This is a genomic window from Brevundimonas intermedia, assembly GCF_027922165.1.
Classification (GTDB): Bacteria; Pseudomonadota; Alphaproteobacteria; order Caulobacterales; family Caulobacteraceae; genus Brevundimonas; species Brevundimonas intermedia.
Genome location: NZ_BSFD01000002.1, coordinates 14,725 through 33,837 on the forward strand (window position 1 = coordinate 14,725; position 19,113 = coordinate 33,837).

Genomic DNA, 19,113 nt, shown 5'->3' on the forward strand with positions numbered 1-19,113 from the left:
ACGCGGACATATACTCGCTTCCACGGCGAAATAAAGACCTGGATCGCAGTTTTTCGGGAACCAGACGTCGCCTTCCCTCAATCGCTTCGTCGGCGCCCGATTGACAACCCCGACGACCGCCGCATGATCGTTCCGGGGGAGCGCGAAACATGCACCGACGCCTTATGATTCTGGCCGCCGCCGTTCTGGTGTCCGGCTGCCTGTCGATGAACGTCGCTGAGGACGCCTTCTTCTATCCCGATACCCGTCTGGTCGCCGAAAAGGTCACTCTGCCCCCTGATATTCCTATGGGCTTTGAGGCCGATGTCCTCAGCCTGCCCTACTCGGGGGGAACCGTGGGCGTCACCCGCGTTCGGACCGGTCGCGCGGACGCGCCCCTGATCCTGTTCTGCGGCGGCAATCTGTTCCGGCGCAGCGCCGGCGCGGGCAAGACCGCCGCCAAGCTGGCGCCGTTCGGCGACGCCCTGATGTTCGACTATCCCGGCTATGGCGACACAGCGGGCCAGGCGGACTATGCGAGCTTCATGGCCGCCGGCACGGCCGTCGCCGACGCCGCCCGCGCCCAGGCCGACGCCGAGGGCCGCAAGCTGATCGCCTGGGGCCATTCCCTGGGCGGCCCCGTCTGCGCCCAGGCCGCGCAATATATGCACGCCGACGCCCTGGTGCTGGAGACGACGACCCCCAGCACCCGCGCCGCCGTGGACACCATGGTCGGCTGGGCCCGCCCCTTCGTACGGATCCACATCGCGCCCAATCTGAACAGTATCGACATCCCGGCCGCGCTTCAGGGATACCCCGGCAAGGTGGTGGTGCTGGAGGCCGGGCGCGACGACACTTTGCCCGCGTCCCTCAGTCGCCGCCTGGCCAGTGAACTTGAGGCCGAAGGCGTCCATGTCGAACACCTCAGCTTCCCCCAGGCCGGCCACAACGACGTAGGCAAACAGGCCGACTTCCAGCCGCGCGTTTCGGCTGCGCTGGCGGGGCTCTGAACTGGACGCCGGCCACTCAGCGTCCTAGCGTCGCCTTATGACTCGCATCGTCCTGCCCCTGCTCGCCGCCCTCTCGCTCACCGCCTGCGCCTCGCGCGGCGAACCCGTCACCTATGCCGAGACCGCCTCGGCCGCCGCCCGCGCCGCCGCCGAGGTCGAGGGCCAATCTTCCCTGACGCCACAGCAGGCCTGGGACGTGGGCAACACCGCATATCTGGCCTGGAACGGCGCCCGGCGCGGCTGGACCACCACCGAAAGCGGCCTGCAGTACCGCCGCGTCGGCAAGGCCCATCCGAACGGCGCCCAGCCCGCCGCCACCGACACGGTCAAGGTCCACTATCGCGGCACCTTCATCGACGGGCGCGAGTTCGACAGCTCCTACGCCCGCAACGAACCGGCCGAATTCCCGCTCAACCGCGTCATCAAGGGCTGGACCGAGGGCGTCGCCCTGATGCGCGTGGGCGAGATCTACGAGTTCGTCATCCCCGCCTCGCTCGGCTACGGCTCGCGCTGGGTCGGCGGCGGCGAACTGCCGCCCAATTCGACCCTGCGCTTCTCGGTCGAATTGCTGGAGGTCAAGCCTGCGGGCTGAACGATCAGAGCGAATTGGGCGCGCAACACCCCGTCGGATTGCCTAATTCTGAAATCGTTCTTCCAATAGTTCAACGACTTGAGAACTAAATTCGCCTTCCAGCGCGCCTGAGCTGGCGGCTCAAGCAAGATGATCGGCATGACCGATGATCTTTCAAACCCCGTCGCCGCCCCGCCGTCTCCCTGGACCCGGCGCTCCCCCAAGGTCTGGGCCGCCGCCCGCGCCGACTATCTTGCCGGCGCCCCGGCCGCCGAGGTCTGCGAGCGCCATGGCCTCAGCCTGTCGACCTTTCGTTGGCGCGCCCGGACTGAAGCCTGGCGCCTTTGCGACCAGACCAAAGGCGATGTCCTCGCCCAGCAGCCTCCCGAAGATGTCGCCTTGCTGGACGCCGGCGCGCCCTGCAGCTCGGCGGACATCGCGCGTCTGGCCTGGGCCAATGTCGCCCGTGCGGTGCGCGAGGGCCGGCTGATCGAGGCGCGCGGCTGGACCAGGCTGCACCAGGATCTGTTCCAGATGGCGAACTATGACAAGGCGACCGTGCTCAGTTACGCCTGGGCCACTGACCCGGAAAGCGCACCCTTCTTGCCCGAAGTCCCCCCGCTGAGACCGAGGGAAGAAGACTGACCGGGCGAATTGCACTCTTTTGCACTTGCACTGTTTTAGGGCGCGGAGTGCAATTTCAGCCCGTCTCAAGCCTTGACGCCCCGCCCCCTGCGGCGGACTGTCGCGCCCTCCCCAGTGGCTTGAGAGTTCGTGCTGATGATCCCCTCCCGCCTGAGCGCCCTCGGGCTTAGCCTTGGCCTCCTGCTTGTCTCCGCCGCGCCTGCGGCCCTGGCCCAGCAGGCGTCGGCCGCGCCCCCCGCCCTGGCGGCGCCCCTGCCCGCCATCCCGGCCGCCCGCGACGTCGCCTATCCGGGCGTGATCACGCTCGATATCGACGCCACCAACCTGGCCCAGCACATCTTCGCGATCACCGAGACCATTCCGGTGGCGCAGCCGGGTCCGATGACCCTGTTCTTCCCCGAATGGCTGCCCGGCAACCACGGTCCCGTCGGCCCGATCACCCAACTGGCCGGGATCGAGATCACCGCCAACGGCCAGCGGGTCGAATGGGTGCGCGACACCCTGTCGCCCTTCGCGTACCACCTGACCGTCCCCACCGGCGCGACCGGCCTGACCGTGACCATGGAGCACCTGTCGCCGACCAGCGGCAATCAGGGCCGGGTGACGATGACGCCCGAGATGCTGAACATCCAGTGGGAGAAGATGCTGCTCTATCCCGCCGGCCACTGGTCGCGGAACATCATGGTCCAGCCCACGGTCAAGTTCCCGACCGGCTGGCGGTTCGGCACGGCGCTGGAGCCCGAAACCAAGACCGGCGACCTCCAGACCTTCAAGCCGGTCAATCTGGAAATCCTGGTGGACAGCCCCGTCTTCGCCGGCCTCCACTATCGCCAGATCGACCTCAACCCCGGCGGCCGCTCCCCCGTCCGCGCCAACTTCGTCGCCGACGAGGCCAAGAACCTTGAGGCCACCGACGAGCAGATCCAGATCCTGCGCAATCTGGTCGACCAGATGGACCGCCTGTACGGCGCCCGCCATTTCGACCACTACGACTTCCTGATCGCCATGACCGACAAGCTGGGCGGCATCGGGCTTGAACATCACCGCAGCTCCGAGAACTCGGTCGATCCGGAGTTCTTCACCGGCTGGGCCACCCACCTCGGCGACCGCGACCTGCTCAGCCACGAGATGAACCACTCCTGGGACGGCAAATGGCGTCGCCCCGCCGACCAGCTCGTCCCCAACTTCAACGGCCCGATGCAGAACAGTCTGCTCTGGGTCTACGAAGGCCAGACCCAGTATTACGGCCAGGTCGTCGCCGCCCGCTCGGGCCTGCTGACCAAGGACCAGGCGATGGAGTCCCTGGCCATGACCGCCGCGACCTATGACGCCCGCGTCGGCCGCCAGTGGCGGGCGCTCCAGGACACGACCAACGACCCGATCATCAGCCAGCGCCGACCCAAGGGCTGGCTGTCGTGGCAGCGGGACGAGGACTATTACTCGGAGGGCCAACTGATCTGGCTCGACGTCGACACGACGATCCGGGAGAAGACCGGCGGCCGCAAGTCGCTGGATGACTTCGCCAAGGCCTTCTACGGCGTCCAGGACGGCAGTTTCGAACCGGCGCCCTACACTTTCGAGGACGTGGTCGCGGCGCTGAACGGCGTCGTCGCCAACGACTGGGCGACCTTCCTGCGCACCCGGCTGGACGCGACCGGCCCCGACGCCCACGCCCCCCTCGACGGCCTGACGCGCGGCGGCTGGCGCCTGGCCTATGGCGAGACCCCGACCGCCTATCAGAAGACCCTGCTCGCAGAGCTGAAGCGCAACGACTTCACCTACTCCCTGGGCTTCCAGACCGGCGAGAACAACGCCATCCGCAGCGTCCAGTGGGGCAGCCCGGCCTTCGACGCCGGCCTGGCGCCGGGCATGGAGATCGTCGCCGTCAACGGCCAAGCCTCAAACCCCGATCGCCTCGCCGCCGCCGTCACCGCCGCCAAGGATCCCGCCGTCTCCGTGACCCTGATCGTCAAGGACGGCGACCAGTACAAGACCGTCGCCCTGCCCTACCACGACGGCCTGCGCTACCCCCGCCTGGAACGGATCGAGGGAACCCCCGACCGCCTGGGCGACATCCTGACGCCCCGCAAGCGTTAACGCTCACCCCTTTCGTCATTCCGGGCGAAGGGCCGCTTGGCCCGAAGACCCGGAACCCAGCGGCGCCGAAGGCGAAATCTATCCGCCCCAAGGTGTCGAAACACCCGGTCCGCGGCAGGTTCGCGCTCTCGCGCGCCGCTGGGTTCCGGGTCTCCGCTGCGCTTCGCCCGGAATGACGAAAGGAAGGTCGGCGTCGTCTCCCCCCGCGCCTTCGCGCGCGGAGAAGGTGACTATCTGTCGCTTGACGCCCCTCCCCCGCTCACCGACGGTGTGCGCCTGCCCTCATGCCCGGATGACCTGATGTCGCGTACCCGCCTGACCGCCGCCGCCTGCCTCGCCGCCTTGATGACCGCCGCCCCGGCCCCGGCCCTGGCCCAGGACTTCCAGTCCACCCCGGTCGTCACCGACGCGACCCAGGCCGCCCTGGCCCTGCCCCGGCCTCAACCCGCCATCCCGGCCCCTGCCGACACCCCCTATCCCGGCGTGATCCAGTACCGGGCCGACATCACCGACCTCGACCGCCGCATCATCCGCGTCCGCCAGACCATCCCCGTCGCCGGTCCCGGCCCCCTGACCCTGCTCTATCCGAAATACCTGCCCGGCAACCACGCCGACACCGGACCGATCCAACTGCTGGCCGGCCTGACCGTCACGGCGAACGGCCGGCGAATCGAGTGGCTGCGCGACACCCTCGAGCCCTACGCCTTCCACCTCGACATCCCGGCGGGCGTGACCCAGATCGAGGTCGCCTTCCAGCAACTGACCCAGCCGGACAGCTCCAACTGGCGCGTCCTGATGACCCCGGCCATGGTCAATCTTCAGTGGGAGAAGGCCATTCTCTATCCGGCCGGCTACTTCAGCCGCCAGATCCCGGTCGCCGCCTCGGTCGTCCTGCCCGCCGGCTGGAAATACGGCACGGCCCTGACCACGGCGTCCCGAGACGGCGACGTCGCCGCCTTCGAGACGACCGACCTCTACACCCTGATCGACAGCCCGATGTTCGCCGGCGCCCACTACCGCCGCGTCGATATCGACCCGGCCGGTGACCGCGTCCACCTGAACCTCCTCGCCGACGAGGAAAAGGGCCTGGCGGCCACCGACGAGCAGCTGAAGCTCTACGAGACCATGGTCCAGCAGGCCGACCGTCTGTTCGGCGCCCGCCACTTCGACCGCTACGAATTCCTGTTCGCCCTGACCGACCAGATGGGCGGCATCGGCCTGGAGCATCACCGCTCGTCCGAGAACACCGGCGCCCCCGGCTTCTTCACCGACTGGGCCAAGAGCGCCGGCGACCGGGGCCTGCTGCCCCACGAGTACACCCACTCCTGGAACGGCAAGTTCATGCGCCCGGCGGACGAACTGACCGCTAACCACAACGTCCCAACCCAAAACACCCTGCTGTGGGTCTATGAGGGCCAGACCGAATACTGGGGCGACGTCCTGGCGGCCCGATCAGGCCTCCATTCCAAGCCGGTGGCCCTGGCCACCCTGGCCAATGTCGCCGCCTTCTACGACAACCAGCCGGGCCGGCAGTGGCGCGCGCTTCAGGACACGAACAACCACAACCTCCTCGGCTACCGCGTGCCGGGCCAGTTCCCCTCGTGGATGCGCGGCACGGGCGACTACTACCGCGAAAGCCTGCTGGTCTGGCTCGACGCCGACACCCTGATCCGGGCCGAGACCGACGGCCGCAAGTCGCTCGACGACTTCGCCAAGGCCTTCTTCGGCCACAGCGACGGCGCCTGGGCGCCCCAGGGCTACACCTTCGACCAGGTGGTCGCCGCCCTGAACGCCGTCCATCCGCACGACTGGGCCGGCTTCCTGCGCGACCGGCTCGACGCCGTCGGCCCCGACGCCCGCGCGCCTCTGGCGGGGATCGAGCGCGGCGGCTGGCGCCTGACCTATACCGACGCGCCCAACGCCGACGAGAAGGCCGTCAACACCGGTTGGGCCAACGACTTCCAGTATTCGCTGGGCTTCACCCTGTCCGGCGACAAGATCGCCAACATCCTCTGGGGAGGTCCCGCTTTCGAACAGGGCATCGGCGCGGGCTGGAGCCTGGTCGCCGTCAACGGCAAGGCCGGCTCGGCCGAGGTGCTCCGCAACGCCGTCACCGCCGCCAAGGGCACGGAAGCCCCCCTAGAACTGCTGATCAAGTCCGGCGACCGCTTCCGCACCGTCGCCTTCAACTACCACGACGGCCTGCGCTATCCGCGCCTGGAACGAATCGAAGGAACGCCGGATCGGCTGTCGGACATCCTCGCGCCGAGGAAGCGCTGAAGCTCACACCAGCGTCATTATGCGCTGGCCTCCCTTCTCTTTCGTCATTCCGGGCGAAGGGCCGCTTGGCCCGTAGACCCGGAACCCAGCGGCGCCGGAGGCGAAATCTATCCGCCGCACGATATCCAAAGAGCGAGTCCGCGACAGGTTCGCGCTCTCACGCGCCGCTGGGTTCCGGGTCTCCGCTGCGCTTCGCCCGGAATGACGAAAGGACACCCGGGTCACCTCCCCTTCGGCCGTCGCCGAAGGGGAGGTAAGCGGTCAGCCCTTCAACAACCCCAGCAGGGCCTCGGCCGCCTCACGCGACGAGCCCGGGTTCTGACCCGTCACCAGCTTGCCATCCACCACGACATACGACCCCCAGTCCGGCCCCTTGGAATAGTCGCCGCCGTTGGCGATCAGCACATTCTCGACCAGGAAGGGCACCACGTCCGTCAGGCCGACGGCCTCCTCTTCCGAGTTGGTGAAGCCCGTCACCTTCCGGCCTTCGACCAGCGGCTTGCCGTCCGGCCCATGGACCGACTTCAGCACGCCCGGCGCGTGGCAGACAAATCCGGTCGGCTTGTCCGCCTTGGCGAAAGCCTCGATCAGACCGATGGAGTCCGCATCGTTGGCCAGATCCCATAACGGTCCGTGGCCGCCCGGATAGAAGACGGCGTCGAAGTCGTCAGCCTTCACGGACGACAGCGGCACGGTCGAAGCGAGCGCCGCCTGGGCTTCGGCGTCGGCTTTGAACCGGCGGGTGTCCTCGGTCTGGGCGTCCGCATCGTCGCTCTTGGGGTCCAGCGGCGGCTGCCCACCCTTGGGCGAGGCCAGCACGATCTCGGCGCCCGCGTCCTTCATCGCATAATAGGGGGCGGCCAACTCCTCCAGCCAGAAGCCGGTCTTCTTGCCGGTGTCGCCGAGTTGATCGTGCGAGGTCAGAACCGTCAGGATCTTCATGTGGGGGATCTCCTTTTCAGGCCTAACAAATGGGAAGCCAGACCGATCCCGCCAATGGTCGGCGACCGACCTGTGTGGCGCATCCAGGAATCGCCCCACTCTCCCGGCCAGTACACAAGGAGACACACGGCATGAGACATTGGCTCGGAGCCTTGGCGTTCGGACTGGGCGCATTTGGACTGGCGTCCGTCGCCAAGGCCGACTGCGGGATCGGGGCGCCCGGCGCCACCCGCAGCGTCGCCTTCGGTCCTGACCGGCGCACGGTGCAGATCCATATTCCGCGCGGCTTCGACCCAGCCAAGCCTGCGCCCCTGGTCTTCGTCCTGCACGGCAGCGGCGGCACGGGGGCGGCGATCCTGAGCGCTTCGGGTCTGGCCGAGACCGCCGACCGCCACGGCTTCATCGTCGCCGCGCCGGACGCGGGCATTCCGGTCGAACGGGGCTTCGTCTGGAACGTCCCCGGCGTGCCGACCATCACCGGCGACGTGCCGGGTCCACAGGACGCCGACGACGTCGCCTTCCTGCTGGAGACGGTCGAGGAACTGGCGTCCCAAGGCTGCGTCGACGACAGCCGGGTCTACGCCACAGGCCTGTCAGGCGGCGGTCGGATGACGTCCTGGCTGGGGTGCGTGGCGGCCGACCGTTTCGCCGCCATCGCGCCGGTGGTCGGCCTGCGGGCCGGCAATCCGCGCAAGGACGCCCCCGAACGCCCCAACCCCGCCACCTGCCGGCCCTCGCGCCCAATGCCGATAATCGCCTTCGCCGGCGACGCCGATACGACCAACCCGATCCAGGGCGGCGGCGCTCCCTACTGGAGCTATACGATGCACGCGGCCGAGCAGCGCTGGGCCCAGTTGAACAGCTGCGCCACGACCCGCCCGACGCTCTGGGTCTCGGCCTCGGTCTATGAGGAAGGCTACGCCGACTGCCGCGACGGCGCCGAGGTCGTCGGCCGCATCACCCGCGACGGCGGCCACAGCTGGGTCGCTGACAACGAAGCCATGTGGGCCTTCTTCGCCCGTCACTCACGGCAGGACTGATCCTCGCCAACGGCCTCAAGTAGCGCAAAGCGCGATAGGCACAAAAGAAAAGACCCGGCGGTTTCCCGCCGGGCCTTTCCGATATTCAGCAAATGCCGAAAGTCAGATCTTACTTGATCTGGACCTTGGCGCCGGCTTCCGTCAGCTTCTTGGCGACTTCGTCGGCGACTTGCTTGGAGACGTTCTCGACGACGTTCTGCGGAGCGCCTTCGACCAGGTCCTTGGCTTCCTTCAGACCCAGGTCCGAACGCACGCCACGGACTTCCTTGATCACGTTGATCTTCTTGTCGCCGCCGTCGATCAGGACAACGGTGAATTCGGTTTGCTCTTCGGCGGCTTCAGCCGGAGCGGCGCCACCACCGGCCGGCATGGCCATGGCGACGGGAGCAGCGGCGCTGACGCCCCACTTTTCTTCAAGCAGCTTGGAGAGTTCAGCGGCTTCCAGAACGGTAAGCGCGGACAGGTCTTCGACGATCTTGGCGAGGTCAGCCATTGTCAGTTTTCCTTCGGAGGATTGGGATTAGGGAGTGATGCAGAGATGAAAGGCTGGGCCGCTTACGCGGCTTCCTTGGTGGCGTAGGCGTTGAACACGCGAGCCAGCTGACCGGCGGGTGCTTGCAGCACGCCGGCGATCTTGGTCGCAGGCGCATTGAGCAGGCCGATGATTTGGCTGCGCACTTCGTCGAGCGTCGGGAGCTTGGAAAGAACTTCCACGCCCTTCTGATCGACGACGGTGTCGCCCATGAAGCCGCCGACGATCTTGAAGCGATCGTTGGCCTTGGCGAACTCGGTGGCGACCTTGGCGGCCGTACCGGGGTTCTCGGCGTATGCGATGCCCACGGGACCCTTGAACAGGCCGTGGAATTCGCTGCCTTCTTCGGCTTCGAGCGCCTTCAGCGCCAGGCGGTTCTTGACCACCTTGAACGCGCCGCCTTCTTTACGAAGACGGCCGCGCAGATCTTCCATTTCCGCAACGGTCAGACCCAGGTTGTGGGTCACGACCACGGAGCCGGCGTCGGCGAATACGCCCTTGAGCGTTTCGATCGACTCGGCTTTTTGAGCGCGGTCCATTGCGGTCTCCAGTCTTGGTATTCGCCGCCGGGCTTATTCCCGACGACGGATTGGCCAAAGCGCCGCACATCGCTGCACAGCGTTCAGGCCGGTCGTATTGTCCGAAGGATGCGTCTGACGGCGTCCGTCCCGGAATGCGGGCTGACAGCGTAAGGTTCGCGTCCCCATCTCCCCACGGCGTCAGAGGGCTCTCTGACAGTTATGGCTTGGGTGACCCCCACGCCCCGAAGTTCTCGGACAGGACCGTCAAAGGCGTGAACCTCTAACGGGAAGCGGCGCTCTTACAGGGACCTCGACAGGAAATCAAGAAGCCGAGCGTATGGCCTATGAACTCTACTACTGGCCGACCATCCAGGGACGGGGCGAGTTCGTCCGCCTGTCGCTGGAAGCCGGGGCGCCGACTATGTCGATGTCTCGCGTCAGGACGACGGCAAGGCACTGCCCGCGACAGGGTTGCCGCTCTGCCCCGTGTCAGCGCCTATCTAAAAAGCGACCGCCGCATCCCGTTCAATGATGACGGCATATTCCGCCCCCACCCCGAACTGGACGACTGAACCCTAATGTCGGCCGGATTTATGTCCTGTTTGATCATCGATCTCGCAATCGAACTGGGCGCAATATTTGGTCATCAGCTCCTCGGTGAAGGCCGTCAAATGTTCGATGGTGAGCTCATTCATCACCGCGCTTAGCTGAAGAGTCTTCGTCGCGACCTGGCGCCCTACGGGACTGTCATAGAAGGCGATCTGGGCCTCCAGCTCTTCGACTGTGAACGTGGCGGCATAGTGTGGGACCATGTCCGCCATCATGTCATCGACCATGCTGGTCAGCATGCGCGGCGCATTACTCCGCAGCCAAGCCGCCTCCTCGGCGCCCTGCCCCTCCTCATCCGCCTTGGCCAACTGGTCAGCGATCATCGCCTCCATGACCTTGGTGAAGTTCGGCCCGGCCGAGAGTCGAATAACCCGCTCCGCCAGCGCTGTTCGCTGAGCCAGGCCGCGATCCTGCGCTGCGACAGGTCCGACCGCGAACAGGCCAAACAGCGCCGCAACCGTCAAAAGTCCAATGATACGCATATCGCCCCCCTTACCATTCTTATCCGAGCACGGCGTGGAAGTGGCCAGAGGGAATCGCCCCTCGGTTGCTCAATCGCTCGGAAGCGTGGCGGCGAAGTCTCGGATCAAGGCGGCGAGGTCGGATTCGTGAACACTGTCCGCCGCCGCCTCAGGCGTCATCCAACGCCGGTCGCGCTGGTGCGCCTCGGGCCAGTCGCCCAGTTGAAGCACGACCTCCATCGGGTAGACGGCGACGACGTGTCGCCTCAGATCGCCGTTGCGAACAATCTTGGCATAGCGGAAATGACCAATGGTCGTCGCCCCGATTGGACCGTGGATCCCAGCCTCCTCCAAGGCCTCTTGCGCCGCCGCTTCGGCGTCGGTCTTGCCCGCCATGCGACCGCCCTTGGGAATGACCCAGCGCCGCGTCTCTCGCGACGTGATCATCAGGATTTCCAGACCCGCGTCGCCGCGTCGCCACGGCAGGGCGGCGACCTGACGCGTTTCCGACCGGCCTGTGCGTTTCGCGGCTTTGGCCATTCTCTATCCCCGTCAGGCGCGGCCTGCAAAACGCGGTTTCCGTCGTTCCGTCAACCGCTCCGCGTCCTGAAAGTTCAGTCGAGCCGCCGTTCATCATAGGCCGCCTGCGCCTTGCCGACCTCGGCCATATTGTCCTCGGCCCAGTCGATCATGGCCTGGAGCGCACCGACGAGGGTCTCGCCCAGCGGCGTCAGGGCGTAGGAGACCGAGACCGGCACGGTCGGCGTCACCGTACGGGTGACCAGTCCGTCCCGCTCCAGCTGGCGGACGGTCTGGCTCAGCATCTTCTGCGAGACGCCCTCGATACGCCGACGCAAGGCGTTGAACCGCATCGGTTCGTCCCGAAGCAGCGTGAGAACCAGGGTCGTCCACTTGTCGGCGACCCGATCCAGCAATTGCCGCGTCGGGCAGGCTGCGGAAAAAACGTCAGGCAAGCGGGTTTCCGCCAGGTGACCAGATGAGAGGAAAGTGCCTTCTTGTGACATGGGGCCGCTTATAACACTTGGTACCCATTGGATACCATAGGAGATCGTCCATGAAAGTTGCAGTCCTCGGCGCCAGCGGTCGCGCCGGCTCGGAAATCACCAAGGAACTGGCCGCGCGTGGCCACACCGTCGTCGCCATCGCCCGCAAGCCCGAAACCATTCCGGCCGCGCCCGGCGTCACGGCGACTGCCGGCGACGCGTCGGACGTCGCCGGCCTGGCCCAACTCATCACGGGTTCGGATGCGGTGATCAGCGCGCTGCACCACAATGTCACCGCTGACACCCTGCTGTCCGCGCTGAAGAGCGCCGGCGTGCCGCGCCTGCTGGTCACCGGCGGCGCCGGCAGCCTGGAGGTCGCTCCGGGCGTTCGCCTGATCGACACCCCGGACTTTCCTGAAGAGTTCAAACCCTACGCCCTGCCCGGCGTCGCCTTCCTGGACGACCTCCGCAACGAGACGGAGATCGACTGGACCTTCTTCTCCCCTGCCGCCTTCATCGAGGAGGGCCCTCGCCTCGGCGTCTTCCGCACCGGCGGGAACCAGTTGATCACCGACGACAAGGGCGAAAGCCGCATCAGCTTTGCCGACTACGCCATCGCCATGGTGGACGAGTTGGAACAGCACAACCACAGCCGCGCCCGCTTCACGGCCGCCTACTGAGAAACGGCCGGCGGCGGGGCTTCGGTCCCGCCGCCACAGTCCTCTGCAACACCCTCCGCCAAATCGCGCCGCTCCTCCCGATACGGACGATTCCGCATTGACCCCGGTTTGCGGCATGCAAGATTACAGAATATTCATCTGCGCTTGGGGGAGCGTCGCATGGCCAAGATCGACAGCGAGCAGGAGACGCTTCTGCTCCAGGCGGGCCAGGCGCTGGCGCGGCATGACGCCCCTACAGCCCTGACATTGCTGGATCGCGCCGACGCGTTCGGACGCACGCACAACAGCCTGCTGAACCGGTCCGTCGCCTATCGTCTTCTCGGCGACTTCACGGCGGCGATCGGCATTCTGGACCAGGCTCTTGAGCTCCAACCCTACGACTTCATGGCGCTTTTGGCCAAGGGCGCCATGGTCGAGAAGATCGCCGGCGCAAAGGCCGCTGTTCCCGTCTATCGCGACGCCCTGAAGATCGCGCCGCCGCGCACCCATATCCCGCCGACGGTGACGGCCCAGATGGACTATGCCGCCCATCTGGTCGACACCCACGCCAGCGCCTTGCGCGACTTCATGCAGGCCGAGGTCGCCGCTCTGAAGGACGGCCTGGAGGAGGCCGTTCGCGACCGTTTCGACGAGAGCCTTGAAATCTATGCGGGGCTTAAACAGCCGGTGAAACAGCAGCCTCTATTGCTGAACTACCCCAGGCTGCCCGTAATTCCGTTCTACGACCGAACGCTCTTTCCTTGGCTGGCAGAACTGGAGGCGGCTACCGAGACAATCCAGGCTGAGCTGGAGCCGCTGCTGGAAGAGAGTTTCGACGCCTTCACGCCCTATATAGCCTTCCCAAAAGGCGCCCCGGTCAACCAGTGGGGCGAGCTGAATCACTCTCGCAAATGGACGTCGCTTTTCCTTTGGAAGAACGGCGAGAAACAGCAGGCGATGTGCGACCGCTGCCCGCAGACGACGCGCATACTGGAAGGCTTGCCGATGGCGCATCAGGACGGATTCTCGCCCACGGCCGTCTTCTCGGCGCTTCAGCCCCGCACCCATATTCCGCCGCACACCGGATCTTCCAACGTTCGGCTGCTAGCCCACCTTCCACTGCGGCTGCCCGGCAGCGCGCGCTTCCGTGTGGGCAATACCGTGCGGAACTGGAAGATGGGCCAGGCCTGGGTCTTCGACGACACCATCGAGCACGAGGCCTGGAACGACGCCGACGACATTCGGGTCATCCTGATCTTCGACGTGTGGAACCCCTATCTCACCGAGCAGGAAAAACTGCTGATCACCGCCATGATGAAGGCCCAACGCGCCTTCATGCAGGACTGACGAAGCCTCCCGCTCTGGCGCAATAGGTTAGTTTCGTGTGGCCTCAGCCATGGCGGACTTCAGCTCACGTCGCTGTTCCGCAGTGCATTCAAACTCGTCGCACAGCAGATTGCCCATATCGGCCATAATCTCCGGCATGATCGACTGGATCGCCGCTGCCAGACGCGGGGCGGCCTGATAACTCTTGGCCACCATCGAGCGGCCGATATCACTTTGATAAAAGTCCACGAGACCCTGAAGTTCTTCCAGAGTGAAGATATCGGCATAGATCGGCGCCATGGCCTCGAACATGCGAGGCATCATGCGAGCGGTCATGTCGCCCATGACCTGACGGAACTTGGCCGCATCCTCGTCGGACATGCCTTCGAGCTCCCCGGGCATCATCATCGTCGTCATCTGCGCCAAGGCAGCGCCCATTTCCTCACCTTGCATCAAGGCGACAAACTTGCTCGCGAGCGCCAGCCGTGCGGCGCTGTCGTCGCGCGTCTCAGCCAAGGCGGCGGGTGCACAGAACAGGGTAAAGGCCAGCATCAGCCCGCCAAAAACGCGTCTCATCCGACACCCCCAGTTAGAAACGACACCCTGCCGGGTGGTGCGGCGGTAGACAAGAAAAAAGCGGCGGGGACTGCTCCCCGCCGCTCTTCAGTACCGATTGTCTTTCGACCCGGACGGCTTAGGCGCCCAGCGAGGCCGGGTCGACCTTGAAGCCCGGGCCCATCGTGGTCGACAGGCTGATGCGCTTCACATAGGTGCCCTTGGCGCCGGCCGGCTTGGAACGCACCAGGGCGTCCACGATGGCCTTCACGTTGGCTTCCAGGGCGTCCTGGGTGAAGGAGACCTTGCCGATGCCGGCGTGGACGATGCCCGCCTTCTCGACGCGGAACTCAACGGCGCCGCCCTTGGCGTCCTTGACGGCCTGGGCCACGTTCGGGGTCACGGTGCCGACCTTCGGGTTCGGCATCAGGCCGCGCGGGCCCAGCACCTTACCCAGACGGCCGACCAGGGCCATCATGTCCGGCGACGCGATCACGCGGTCGAACTCCATGAAGCCGCCGGCGATCTTCTCGTACAGATCTTCGGCGCCGACGTGTTCAGCGCCGGCCGCGGTGGCTTCGGCGGCCTTGGCGTCCTTGGCGAAGACGGCGACGCGAACGTCACGGCCGGTGCCCGACGGCAGGTTGACGACGCCGCGGACCTGTTGGTCGGCGTGACGCGGATCGACGCCCAGGTTGACCGAGATCTCCAGGGATTCGTCGAACTTGGCCTTGGCGTTTTCCTTGGCCAGCTTGATGGCGTCGGTGAACGGCAGCAGGTCTTGGGTGACGCCGGTACGGGCCTTTTGAGCCTTGGTTTGCTTGGCCATGGTTTAGCCCTCCACCACTTCGAGGCCCATCGCGCGGGCGGAGCCTTCGATGATCTTGGCCGCCGCGTCGAGGTCGTTGGCGTTCAGATCTTTCATCTTCTTTTCGGCGATCTCGCGCAGTTGAGCCTGCGTGATCTTGCCGGCGACTTCACGGCCGACCAGCTTCGAACCCGACTTCAGGCCCGTGGCCTGCTTCAGGTACCAGGTCGCCGGCGGCGTCTTGGTGATGAAGGTGAACGACTTGTCCTGATAGACGGTGATGACGGTCGGAAGCGGGGTGCCCTTGGCTTCCTTCTCGGTGCGCGCGTTGAACTCCTTGCAGAAGCCCATGATGTTCACGCCGCGTTGACCCAGAGCCGGGCCGATCGGGGGCGAAGGCGTGGCCGAACCGGCCGGCACTTGCAGCTTGATATAGCCGAGAATCTTCTTGGCCATTGGTCTCTCCTATGAATGACCCGACGACTTAACGGCGGGCCGGTGAGCCGTGGTGCGGCATGGCTGCCTCCCACGGATTTGTCGCTCCACGAGCCGAGGCCCGCCGAGCGAAGGCGCGCGTTTAACAGAGGGGGGGATGAAAGGCAAACGGAGGTCGAACGCGGCGCGCCGCCTCAGCCCTCTCCCGCCTTGCGTCGCTCTACCAAGGCCATCAGCCGTTGAACCCGCTCAAACGGCAAAAGCTGCGTCTGGTCATACACCGTCTCGAACACAGGAATATCGTCCGGGAACACTGCCCAGGGCATGGCGCTCTCGGTGAAGATGATCGCGTCAGGCCTGAAGGCGCCGGGTTGATCCAGCGTCCCGACCCGCAGGCCTGCGCCGAGCAGACCAAGACGGGGATAGTGGCTCCACACCGCGACGCCGCAGGATTTACAGCGCCGTATGACGTGCGGTCCGCCGCTGCCGGCCGGGACGGTGTGATCGGACAGCTCGCCTTCGATCAGGGTCAGCCGTTCCGTCTCATAGAAGGCGTTGACCACGGAGGTGGACCCCGTCTGCCTCTGGCACAGGCGGCAGTGGCAGTTGTTGACGAAGATCGGTTCGCCCTCGACCTGATAACGCACCGCGCCACAGGCGCAGCCGCCTTCGTGGATCCTATCGACCGCCATCGCATCCTCCCCAGACGCCAGAAACATCAAGTAGACGGGGGCGGAAGGCAACACGCCCCCGCTCGCCTCCCCCGTCAGGGACGAGCCGAAGCGACAAGAAAAAAGCCGCGCCCTTTCGGACGCGGCTTCAAATCTGAACCGGTCAGAGGGCGATCAGCCCGCGACCTTCTCCACCTGGGCGTATTCCAGCTCGACCGGGGTGGCGCGGCCGAAGATCGACACCGCGACGCGCAGACGGGCCTGTTCCTCGTCCACGCTCTCGACCGAACCGTCGAAGCTGGCGAAGGGTCCGTCGATGACCTTGACCTTCTCGCCGATGTCGAAGCGGATGGTGGGTTTCGGACGTTCGACGCCCTCTTCCACCTGACCGATGATGTTCTGAACTTCACGTTCCGAAACCGGCAGGGGCTTGGTGCCGCCGGCGGCGCCCAGGAAGCCCGTGACCTTCGGCGTGTTCTTGACCAGGTGATAGGCCTGGTCAGTCATTTCCATCTTCACCAGCACATAGCCGGGGAAGAATTTACGTTCCGAGTTCACCTTGCGGCCGCGACGGATCTCGACGACGTCCTCGGTCGGAACCAGGATTTCGGAGAAGGCGTCTTCCAGGCCTTGCTGCTTGGCCTGGTCGCGCAGTTGCTCCGCCACCTTCTTCTCGAAGTTCGAGTAGGCGTTGACGATATACCACTTGTGGCGCGGATTGGCGGGCTTTGCGGGCGCTGCATCGGTCATGGGCGCGTCTTTCTCAGGATCCGAGAGCGATGATGTAGCGGAAGGCGAAACCGAGACCGGTGTCGACAACCCAGAAGAAGATCGCGGCGATGACCACCATGATGAAGACCATCACCGAGGTGATCCAGGTCTCCTTGCGGCTGGGCCACACGATCTTGCGACCCTCGGCCATGACCTGCTTGTAGAAGTCGCCAGGGCTCGTGCGCGGCTTCTTGGGCGCGGGCGCATCGACGGTGATGGCGGCCGCGGCCGCAGCCGTCTGGGGCTTGGCGCCCGCCTGGGGCCGCTTGCCGGGAGATTTGGCCTTGGCCATCAGTTGCTCTTCACACAATTGTTCCTGTCGCCCCAGATGGGAAGTCCCATCCGGAAGCGACAGGGGGGATTGGCAGGAGTTGGGGGACTCGAACCCACGACCCCCGGTTTTGGAGACCGGTGCTCTACCAGCTGAGCTAAACTCCTAGACAATCGCGCGAACCCTCGGGTCCGTGCGTTCGCCAGAGGGGGGCGTATGCCCGACGCCGCCCGGCATTTCAAGGGCGATGTGACACTTGCGACTAGTCTTCCAGATGCGCGGCGATGGCGGCCCGTTCGTCCTGGGCCTGGATCAGTTCCTTGAAGATCAGCTTGTCGATGCGGCGGTCGTCCATATCGACGACCTCGACCTCGAATCGGCCGACCTGCACCACCTCCCCTTCATCCGGCACGCGCGACAGCTGGTGCAGAATCAGACCGGCGACGGTGTGGAAGCCTTCATGCTCCCCGAAGTCCTCGCCCAGAGTGTCGGCTAGTTCGTCCAGATCGGTCTGGCCGTCGACCAGCCAGCTGCCGTCGGCGCGCTGATGGATCCAGGCCTGCTCCTCGTCGTGACCCTCGTTGAAGTCGCCGGCGATCATTTCCAGGATGTCGGTCGCCGTCACCACGCCCTCGAAGGCGCCGTACTCGTCAACGATGAAGGCCATATGGACCTTGGAGCCCTTCAGGATCTCCAGCGCCTTCAGCACCGAGGTCGATTGGGGAATGAAGGCCGGTTCTGCGACCAGGGGTTCGATGTCAAACCGTCCATCGGTCAGCAGGGCGTCCAGCAGGTCCTTCTTGTGGACCACGCCCAGGGGATTATCGACGTCGCTCTCGCGCGCCACAACGATGCGAGAATACGGACAGGTGCGAATTTCCTCGCGCAGCACCGATTCGGGATCGTCCAGGGCGATCCAGAAGACGTCATGGCGCGGCGTCATGGCCACGCGCACGGGCCGGTCGCCCAGACGCAATATCTCTTCGATCATCACCTGTTCTTCAGGCTCGATCAGGCCGGCCGACGTGCCCTCCGCCAGGATGGTGGCCACTTCTTCCTGAGTGACGTCCGAACCGTCCCGGTCCTTGACGCCCAGCAGTTTGAGGATGCCCGAGGTCGAGGCCGTCAGCAGCAGGACGAAGGGCTTCAGCGCGATGGCCAGGGTCGAAATCGGCGGCGCCATCTTCGAGGCGATCGTCTCGGGGAAGATCAGAGCCAGGCGCTTCGGCACCAGCTCGCCGACGATCAGCGAGATATAGGTGATGCAGACGACCACCAGGGCGGTCGAGAAGATTTCGGTATAGGCCGCCAGCGACGGAAAGCTGACTTCCAGGATTCGGTCCAACTCGCCCGCAATGGTCGCCTGACCGTAGGCGCCCGCCAAAATGCCGATCAGGGTGATGCCGACTTGAACCGCCGACAGAAACTGTGTCGGCTCCTCCGCCAGTTTCAACGCCTTGCGCGCGCCGCGGTCACCCTTCTCCGCTCGACTTTGAAGTTTGGACCTGCGGGAGGAGACGACCGCCAATTCGGTCATGGCGAACAGGCCGTTGAGCACCACGAGGAGCAGAACGACGACAATAGCGATGAGTAACATCTAGGGGTTTTTGGAGACCAACGCGGCGCGACAGACGGCGTCCGCCCAAGGATAGTAGAGGAGGACGCGGCTTTACGCCACGTTTTCCTTTGACGTCAGCCCGCCCGCCCGGCCTCGACGGAGCCATAGGTCCCGGATGACGGCCAGCCGTCGGCGTCATATTGCGACGCGCAGGCGGACATCCCCAGCACCGTGCCGATGAACAGTCCGATATGAAGCGCGCGTCGCATCGTGGTTACCAATCACTTAATGTCAACGACAGACATAAACGATTGATTAAGCCTTGAGCAAATCAATGCGCCTGCCAGACGAACACACGGCGGGAGCGC

Annotated in this window: 22 protein-coding genes and 1 tRNA gene; 8 read left to right on the forward strand and 15 right to left on the reverse strand. The window is 65.5% G+C overall.

Features of this window, described 5'->3' with window-relative positions:
- Positions 1 to 149 precede the first annotated feature (149 nt).
- The 5 genes from PKE72_RS02600 to PKE72_RS02620 all read left to right on the forward strand — a co-directional run bounded on the left by PKE72_RS02600 (position 150) and on the right by PKE72_RS02620 (position 6,582).
- On the forward strand, positions 150 to 989 hold the full coding sequence (locus tag PKE72_RS02600) for an alpha/beta hydrolase (protein WP_271163916.1): 840 nt from the start codon (positions 150 to 152) through the stop codon (positions 987 to 989).
- A 37-nt stretch (positions 990 to 1,026) separates the two neighbouring features.
- Complete coding sequence (locus PKE72_RS02605) at positions 1,027 to 1,581, forward strand: FKBP-type peptidyl-prolyl cis-trans isomerase (protein WP_271163917.1); 555 nt, start codon at positions 1,027 to 1,029, stop codon at positions 1,579 to 1,581.
- Between the two features lie 138 nt (positions 1,582 to 1,719).
- Entirely contained in the window at positions 1,720 to 2,205 is a 486-nt protein-coding gene (locus PKE72_RS02610) for a hypothetical protein (RefSeq protein ID WP_271163918.1), read from the forward strand.
- Between the two features lie 135 nt (positions 2,206 to 2,340).
- A complete protein-coding gene (locus PKE72_RS02615) occupies positions 2,341 to 4,302 on the forward strand; it encodes a M61 family metallopeptidase (protein ID WP_271163919.1) in 1,962 nt (653 codons plus the stop codon).
- A gap of 300 nt (positions 4,303 to 4,602) precedes the next feature.
- The gene (locus tag PKE72_RS02620; protein WP_271163920.1) at positions 4,603 to 6,582 is read left to right on the forward strand and encodes a M61 family metallopeptidase; all 1,980 of its coding nucleotides are present in this window, start codon (positions 4,603 to 4,605) and stop codon (positions 6,580 to 6,582) included.
- 261 nt (positions 6,583 to 6,843) lie between these two features.
- On the opposite strand, the gene PKE72_RS02625 is transcribed toward PKE72_RS02620, so the two are convergent.
- The gene (locus PKE72_RS02625; protein ID WP_271163921.1) at positions 6,844 to 7,524 is read right to left on the reverse strand and encodes a type 1 glutamine amidotransferase domain-containing protein; all 681 of its coding nucleotides are present in this window, start codon (positions 7,522 to 7,524) and stop codon (positions 6,844 to 6,846) included.
- A 131-nt stretch (positions 7,525 to 7,655) separates the two neighbouring features.
- Between PKE72_RS02625 and PKE72_RS02630 the strand changes: the two genes are divergently transcribed.
- Positions 7,656 to 8,564 (forward strand): CE1 family esterase, encoded by a 909-nt coding sequence (locus tag PKE72_RS02630; protein WP_271163922.1) that lies wholly within the window; start codon positions 7,656 to 7,658, stop codon positions 8,562 to 8,564.
- 109 nt (positions 8,565 to 8,673) lie between these two features.
- Here the strand turns inward: PKE72_RS02630 and rplL are convergent, their stop codons facing one another.
- The 5 genes from rplL to PKE72_RS02655 form a co-directional block, all read right to left on the reverse strand.
- Positions 8,674 to 9,057, reverse strand: a complete 384-nt coding sequence (rplL, locus tag PKE72_RS02635) for a 50S ribosomal protein L7/L12 (protein WP_183195528.1) — start codon at positions 9,055 to 9,057, stop codon at positions 8,674 to 8,676.
- A 62-nt stretch (positions 9,058 to 9,119) separates the two neighbouring features.
- A complete protein-coding gene (gene rplJ, locus PKE72_RS02640) occupies positions 9,120 to 9,635 on the reverse strand; it encodes a 50S ribosomal protein L10 (RefSeq protein ID WP_183195529.1) in 516 nt (171 codons plus the stop codon).
- A 557-nt stretch (positions 9,636 to 10,192) separates the two neighbouring features.
- Positions 10,193 to 10,690, reverse strand: a complete 498-nt coding sequence (locus PKE72_RS02645; protein ID WP_271163923.1) for a DUF2059 domain-containing protein — start codon at positions 10,688 to 10,690, stop codon at positions 10,193 to 10,195.
- Between the two features lie 87 nt (positions 10,691 to 10,777).
- Complete coding sequence (locus PKE72_RS02650; RefSeq protein ID WP_271163924.1) at positions 10,778 to 11,227, reverse strand: NUDIX hydrolase; 450 nt, start codon at positions 11,225 to 11,227, stop codon at positions 10,778 to 10,780.
- Between the two features lie 74 nt (positions 11,228 to 11,301).
- Positions 11,302 to 11,661: a winged helix-turn-helix transcriptional regulator gene (locus PKE72_RS02655; RefSeq protein WP_271163925.1), complete on the reverse strand. Its 360-nt coding sequence runs from the start codon at positions 11,659 to 11,661 to the stop codon at positions 11,302 to 11,304.
- 101 nt (positions 11,662 to 11,762) lie between these two features.
- On the opposite strand from PKE72_RS02655, the gene PKE72_RS02660 reads away from it, so the two are divergent.
- Complete coding sequence (locus PKE72_RS02660) at positions 11,763 to 12,371, forward strand: NAD(P)-dependent oxidoreductase (RefSeq protein ID WP_271163926.1); 609 nt, start codon at positions 11,763 to 11,765, stop codon at positions 12,369 to 12,371.
- 159 nt (positions 12,372 to 12,530) lie between these two features.
- Entirely contained in the window at positions 12,531 to 13,697 is a 1,167-nt protein-coding gene (locus PKE72_RS02665) for an aspartyl/asparaginyl beta-hydroxylase domain-containing protein (protein WP_271163927.1), read from the forward strand.
- 27 nt (positions 13,698 to 13,724) lie between these two features.
- Here the strand turns inward: PKE72_RS02665 and PKE72_RS02670 are convergent, their stop codons facing one another.
- The 9 genes from PKE72_RS02670 to PKE72_RS02710 form a co-directional block, all read right to left on the reverse strand.
- Entirely contained in the window at positions 13,725 to 14,228 is a 504-nt protein-coding gene (locus PKE72_RS02670) for a DUF2059 domain-containing protein (protein ID WP_271163928.1), read from the reverse strand.
- 142 nt (positions 14,229 to 14,370) lie between these two features.
- Positions 14,371 to 15,060: a 50S ribosomal protein L1 gene (gene rplA, locus PKE72_RS02675; RefSeq protein ID WP_271163929.1), complete on the reverse strand. Its 690-nt coding sequence runs from the start codon at positions 15,058 to 15,060 to the stop codon at positions 14,371 to 14,373.
- A gap of 3 nt (positions 15,061 to 15,063) precedes the next feature.
- Entirely contained in the window at positions 15,064 to 15,495 is a 432-nt protein-coding gene (rplK, locus tag PKE72_RS02680) for a 50S ribosomal protein L11 (protein ID WP_008259841.1), read from the reverse strand.
- Between the two features lie 173 nt (positions 15,496 to 15,668).
- Positions 15,669 to 16,166: a GFA family protein gene (locus PKE72_RS02685; protein WP_271163930.1), complete on the reverse strand. Its 498-nt coding sequence runs from the start codon at positions 16,164 to 16,166 to the stop codon at positions 15,669 to 15,671.
- Positions 16,167 to 16,319: 153 nt separating this feature from the next.
- A complete protein-coding gene (gene nusG, locus PKE72_RS02690) occupies positions 16,320 to 16,895 on the reverse strand; it encodes a transcription termination/antitermination protein NusG (protein ID WP_271163931.1) in 576 nt (191 codons plus the stop codon).
- 13 nt (positions 16,896 to 16,908) lie between these two features.
- The gene (gene secE / locus PKE72_RS02695) at positions 16,909 to 17,208 is read right to left on the reverse strand and encodes a preprotein translocase subunit SecE (protein ID WP_271163932.1); all 300 of its coding nucleotides are present in this window, start codon (positions 17,206 to 17,208) and stop codon (positions 16,909 to 16,911) included.
- 70 nt (positions 17,209 to 17,278) lie between these two features.
- Positions 17,279 to 17,354: transfer RNA gene (locus tag PKE72_RS02700), tRNA-Trp, on the reverse strand.
- A 95-nt stretch (positions 17,355 to 17,449) separates the two neighbouring features.
- Complete coding sequence (locus PKE72_RS02705; RefSeq protein WP_271163933.1) at positions 17,450 to 18,784, reverse strand: hemolysin family protein; 1,335 nt, start codon at positions 18,782 to 18,784, stop codon at positions 17,450 to 17,452.
- Between the two features lie 95 nt (positions 18,785 to 18,879).
- Positions 18,880 to 19,014, reverse strand: a complete 135-nt coding sequence (locus PKE72_RS02710) for a hypothetical protein (RefSeq protein ID WP_271163934.1) — start codon at positions 19,012 to 19,014, stop codon at positions 18,880 to 18,882.
- Positions 19,015 to 19,113 lie beyond the last annotated feature (99 nt).